Annotated in this window: 1 protein-coding gene; it reads left to right on the forward strand. The window is 54.3% G+C overall.

Going from position 1 to position 7,060, the window contains the following annotated elements; all coding sequences use genetic code 11:
• Positions 1 to 7,060 (forward strand): Ig-like domain-containing protein (locus RMB03_RS00385; RefSeq protein WP_311073065.1); only part of this gene is annotated, 7,060 nt, incomplete at both ends.

Consider the following 7,060-nt stretch of genomic DNA (forward strand, 5'->3'; position numbering starts at 1 on the left):
CAGGTAATAGCAGCACTGTTAACGATACACAAACATATACAGTTGATACCACAGCGCCAGCAGCACCAGTGATCAACCCGGTTAACGGGACAGATCCAATTACAGGTACAGCAGAACCTGGTTCAACAGTGACTGTGACATATCCGGACGGTAGTACAGCAAGTGTTGTAGCAGGACCGGATGGTACTTGGACTGTGCCAAACCCAGGCTTAAATGATGGTGACACGGTAACAGCAGTAACAGAAGATCCTGCTGGCAATACATCAGGCCCAGCAACAGCTGTGGTTGATGCATTGGCACCGACAGTAGCACTTGATGATGTACTCACCAACGACAGCACCCCAGCGCTCACTGGTACAGTCAATGATCCAACAGCAACTGTGGTTGTGAATGTGGATGGTGTTGATTACCCAGCGACGAACAATGGCGATGGCACCTGGACGCTTGCAGACAATAGCTTGCCTGCACTTAACGATGGTCCACACACGATTACCGTGACGGCAACAGATGCAGCAGGTAACGCGGGTACAGATACAGGTGTTGTGACAGTTGATACAGCAGCTCCTTCAGCACCAGTGATTGACCCGGTTAACGGGACAGACCCAATTACAGGTACGGCAGAACCTGGTTCAACAGTGACTGTGACATATCCGGACGGTAGTACAGCAAGTGTTGTAGCAGGACCGGATGGTACTTGGACTGTGCCAAACCCAGGCTTAAATGATGGTGACACGGTAACAGCAGTAACAGAAGATCCTGCTGGCAATACATCAGGCCCAGCAACAGCTGTGGTTGATGCATTGGCACCGACAGTAGCACTTGATGATGTACTCACCAACGACAGCACCCCAGCGCTCACTGGTACAGTCAATGATCCAACAGCAACTGTGGTTGTGAATGTGGATGGTGTTGACTACCCAGCAGTGAACAATGGCGATGGCACCTGGACACTTGCAGACAACACCTTGCCTGCGTTAACAGATGGTCCACACACGATTACCGTGACGGCAACTGACCCTGCAGGCAATGCAGGAACAGATACTGCAGTGGTGACGATTGATACCACCGCACCAAATGCGCCGGTACTTGATCCAATCAATGCAACCGATCCAGTCAGCGGTACAGCAGAAGCGGGTTCAACCGTAACAGTCAGCTTCCCTGATGGCACGACTGCAACCGTAGTGGCAGGCACAGATGGCAGCTGGTCAGTACCAAACCCGGGTAACCTGGTGGATGGCGATACAGTCACGGCAACAGCCACTGACCCTGCAGGCAATACGTCATTGCCAGGCACCGGTACAGTCTCTGCCGACATCACAGCCCCTGTGGTTGCGCTGGATGATGTGCTCACCAACGACAGCACACCTGCGCTCACTGGTACAGTCAATGATCCAACAGCAACTGTGGTTGTGAATGTGGATGGTGTTGACTACCCAGCGACGAACAATGGCGATGGCACCTGGACACTTGCAGACAACACCTTGCCTGCGTTAACAGATGGTCCACACACGATTACCGTGACGGCAACTGACCCTGCAGGCAATGCAGGAACAGATACTGCAGTGGTGACGATTGATACCACCGCACCAAATGCGCCGGTACTTGATCCAATCAATGCAACCGATCCAGTCAGCGGTACAGCAGAAGCGGGTTCAACCGTAACAGTCAGCTTCCCTGATGGCACGACTGCAACCGTCGTTGCAGGCACAGATGGCAGCTGGTCAGTACCAAACCCGGGTAACCTGGTGGATGGCGATACAGTCACGGCAACAGCCACTGACCCTGCAGGCAATACGTCATTGCCAGGCACAGGTACAGTCTCTGCCGACATCACAGCCCCTGTGGTTGCGCTGGATGATGTGCTCACCAACGACAGCACACCTGCGCTCACTGGTACAGTCAATGATCCAACAGCAACTGTGGTTGTGAATGTGGATGGTGTTGACTACCCAGCAGTGAACAATGGCGATGGCACCTGGACACTTGCAGACAACACCTTGCCTGCGTTAACAGATGGTCCACACACCATTACCGTGACGGCAACTGACCCTGCAGGCAATGCAGGAACAGATACTGCAGTGGTGACGATTGATACCACCGCACCAAATGCGCCGGTACTTGATCCAATCAATGCAACCGATCCAGTCAGCGGTACAGCAGAAGCGGGTTCAACCGTAACTGTCAGCTTCCCTGATGGTACGACTGCAACCGTCGTTGCAGGCACAGATGGCAGCTGGTCAGTACCAAACCCGGGTAACCTGGTGGATGGCGATACAGTCACGGCAACAGCCACTGACCCTGCAGGCAATACGTCATTGCCAGGCACCGGTACAGTCTCTGCCGACATCACAGCCCCTGTGGTTGCGCTGGATGATGTACTCACCAACGACAGCACCCCAGCGCTCACTGGTACAGTCAATGATCCAACAGCAACTGTGGTTGTGAATGTGGATGGTGTTGATTACCCAGCGACGAACAATGGCGATGGCACCTGGACACTTGCAGACAATACCTTGCCTGCACTCACCGACGGTCCACACACCATTACCGTGACGGCAACTGACCCTGCAGGTAATGCAGGAACAGATACGGCAGTGGTAACGATTGATACCACCGCACCAAATGCGCCGGTACTTGATCCAATCAATGCAACAGATCCAGTCAGCGGTACAGCAGAAGCGGGTTCAACCGTAACTGTTAGCTTCCCTGATGGCACGACTGCAACCGTCGTTGCAGGCACAGATGGCAGCTGGTCAGTACCAAACCCGGGTAACCTGGTGGATGGCGATACAGTCACGGCAACAGCCACTGACCCTGCAGGCAATACGTCATTGCCAGGCACAGGTACAGTCTCTGCCGACATCACAGCCCCTGTGGTTGCGCTGGATGATGTACTCACCAACGACAGCACCCCAGCGCTCACTGGTACAGTCAATGATCCAACCGCAACTGTGGTTGTGAATGTGGATGGTGTTGACTACCCGGCGACGAACAATGGCGATGGCACCTGGACACTTGCAGACAATACCTTGCCTGCACTCACCGACGGTCCACACACCATTACCGTGACGGCAACTGACCCTGCAGGCAATGCAGGAACAGATACTGCAGTGGTGACGATTGATACCACCGCACCAAATGCGCCGGTACTTGATCCAATCAATGCAACCGATCCAGTCAGCGGTACAGCAGAAGCGGGTTCAACCGTAACTGTCAGCTTCCCTGATGGCACGACTGCAACCGTCGTTGCAGGCACAGATGGCAGCTGGTCAGTACCAAACCCGGGTAACCTGGTGGATGGCGATACAGTCACGGCAACAGCCACTGACCCTGCAGGCAATACGTCATTGCCAGGCACCGGTACAGTCTCTGCCGACATCACAGCCCCTGTGGTTGCGCTTGATGATGTACTCACCAACGACAGCACCCCAGCGCTCACTGGTACAGTCAATGATCCAACAGCAACTGTGGTTGTGAATGTGGATGGTGTTGACTACCCGGCGACGAACAATGGCGATGGCACCTGGACACTTGCAGACAACACCTTGCCTGCGTTAACAGATGGTCCACACACCATTACCGTGACGGCAACTGACCCTGCAGGCAATGCAGGAACAGATACTGCAGTGGTGACGATTGATACCACCGCACCAAATGCGCCGGTACTTGATCCAATCAATGCAACAGATCCGGTCAGCGGTACAGCAGAAGCGGGTTCAACCGTAACAGTCAGCTTCCCTGATGGTACGACTGCAACCGTCGTTGCAGGCACAGATGGCAGCTGGTCAGTACCAAACCCGGGTAACCTGGTGGATGGCGATACAGTCACGGCAACAGCCACTGACCCTGCAGGCAATACGTCATTGCCAGGCACAGGTACAGTCTCTGCCGACATCACAGCCCCTGTGGTTGCGCTTGATGATGTGCTCACCAACGACAGCACACCAGCGCTCACCGGTACAGTCAATGATCCAACAGCAACTGTGGTTGTGAATGTGGATGGTGTTGATTACCCAGCAGTGAACAATGGCGATGGCACCTGGACGCTTGCAGACAATACCTTGCCTGCACTCACCGACGGTCCGCACACCATTACCGTGACGGCAACTGACCCTGCAGGCAATGCAGGAACAGATACGGCAGTGGTAACGATTGATACCACCGCACCAAATGCGCCGGTACTTGATCCAATCAATGCAACCGATCCGGTCAGCGGTACAGCAGAAGCGGGTTCAACCGTAACTGTCAGCTTCCCTGATGGTACGACTGCAACCGTCGTTGCAGGCACAGATGGCAGCTGGTCAGTACCAAACCCGGGTAACCTGGTGGATGGCGATACAGTCACGGCAACAGCCACTGACCCTGCAGGCAATACGTCATTGCCAGGCACAGGTACAGTCTCTGCCGACATCACAGCCCCTGTGGTTGCGCTGGATGATGTACTCACCAACGACAGCACCCCAGCGCTCACTGGTACAGTCAATGATCCAACCGCAACTGTGGTTGTGAATGTGGATGGTGTTGATTACCCAGCGACGAACAATGGCGATGGCACCTGGACGCTTGCAGACAATACCTTGCCTGCACTCACCGACGGTCCGCACACCATTACCGTGACGGCAACTGACCCTGCAGGCAATGCAGGAACAGATACTGCAGTGGTGACGATTGATACCACCGCACCAAATGCGCCGGTACTTGATCCAATCAATGCAACCGATCCAGTCAGCGGTACAGCAGAAGCGGGTTCAACCGTAACAGTCAGCTTCCCTGATGGCACGACTGCAACTGTAGTGGCAGGCACAGATGGCAGCTGGTCAGTACCAAACCCGGGTAACCTGGTGGATGGCGATACAGTCACGGCAACAGCCACTGACCCTGCAGGCAATACGTCATTGCCAGGCACAGGTACAGTCTCTGCCGACATCACAGCCCCTGTGGTTGCGCTGGATGATGTACTCACCAACGACAGCACCCCAGCGCTCACTGGTACAGTCAATGATCCAACCGCAACTGTGGTTGTGAATGTGGATGGTGTTGACTACCCGGCGACGAACAATGGCGATGGCACCTGGACACTTGCAGACAACACCTTGCCTGCGTTAACAGATGGTCCACACACCATTACCGTGACGGCAACTGACCCTGCAGGCAATGCAGGAACAGATACTGCAGTGGTGACGATTGATACCACCGCACCAAATGCGCCGGTACTTGATCCAATCAATGCAACCGATCCGGTCAGCGGTACAGCAGAAGCGGGTTCAACCGTAACAGTCAGCTTCCCTGATGGTACGACTGCAACCGTCGTTGCAGGCACAGATGGCAGCTGGTCAGTACCAAACCCGGGTAACCTGGTGGATGGCGATACAGTCACGGCAACAGCCACTGACCCTGCAGGCAATACGTCATTGCCAGGCACAGGTACAGTCTCTGCCGACATCACAGCCCCTGTGGTTGCGCTGGATGATGTACTCACCAACGACAGCACCCCAGCGCTCACTGGTACAGTCAATGATCCAACAGCAACTGTGGTTGTGAATGTGGATGGTGTTGATTACCCAGCGACGAACAATGGCGATGGCACCTGGACGCTTGCAGACAATACCTTGCCTGCACTCACCGACGGTCCACACACCATTACCGTGACGGCAACTGACCCTGCAGGTAATGCAGGAACAGATACTGCAGTGGTGACGATTGATACCACCGCACCAAATGCGCCGGTACTTGATCCAATCAATGCAACCGATCCGGTCAGCGGTACAGCAGAAGCGGGTTCAACCGTAACTGTCAGCTTCCCTGATGGTACGACTGCAACCGTCGTTGCAGGCACAGATGGCAGCTGGTCAGTACCAAACCCGGGTAACCTGGTGGATGGCGATACAGTCACGGCAACAGCCACTGACCCTGCAGGCAATACGTCATTGCCAGGCACAGGTACAGTCTCTGCCGACATCACAGCCCCTGTGGTTGCGCTGGATGATGTGCTCACCAACGACAGCACCCCAGCGCTCACCGGTACAGTCAATGATCCAACAGCAACTGTGGTTGTGAATGTGGATGGTGTTGATTACCCAGCAGTGAACAATGGCGATGGCACCTGGACGCTTGCAGACAATACCTTGCCTGCACTCACCGACGGTCCGCACACCATTACCGTGACGGCAACTGACCCTGCAGGTAATGCAGGAACAGATACTGCAGTGGTGACGATTGATACCACCGCACCAAATGCGCCGGTACTTGATCCAATCAATGCAACCGATCCGGTCAGCGGTACAGCAGAAGCGGGTTCAACCGTAACAGTCAGCTTCCCTGATGGTACGACTGCAACCGTCGTTGCAGGCACAGATGGCAGCTGGTCAGTACCAAACCCGGGTAACCTGGTGGATGGCGATACAGTCACGGCAACAGCCACTGACCCTGCAGGCAATACGTCATTGCCAGGCACAGGTACAGTCTCTGCCGACATCACAGCCCCTGTGGTTGCGCTTGATGATGTACTCACCAACGACAGCACCCCAGCGCTCACTGGTACAGTCAATGATCCAACAGCAACTGTGGTTGTGAATGTGGATGGTGTTGATTACCCAGCAGTGAACAATGGCGATGGCACCTGGACGCTTGCAGACAATACCTTGCCTGCACTCACCGACGGTCCGCACACCATTACCGTGACGGCAACTGACCCTGCAGGTAATGCAGGAACAGATACGGCAGTGGTAACGATTGATACTAGTATTCCAGTTGTATCTTTAGATGATGTGACTACCAACGACACCACTCCAGCTTTAACAGGAGCAATCAATGACCCAACAGCAACAATAGTTGTGAATGTTGATGGAACTGACTATCCGGCAGTGAACAATGGTGATGGTACTTGGACACTTGCAGATAATACATTGCCTTCATTAACAGATGGTCCACATACAGTCACCGTAACTGCGACAGATCCAGCTGGAAATATTGCAACTGATACAGCAACCCTCACTATTGATACTGTACCGGCAGACCTGATCGGAGCGATCACGATCCCTGAAGACTTAAATGGCGACGG

This window comes from Acinetobacter sp. V91_7 (assembly GCF_031799075.1).
GTDB classification, from domain to species: Bacteria; Pseudomonadota; Gammaproteobacteria; order Pseudomonadales; family Moraxellaceae; genus Acinetobacter; species Acinetobacter calcoaceticus.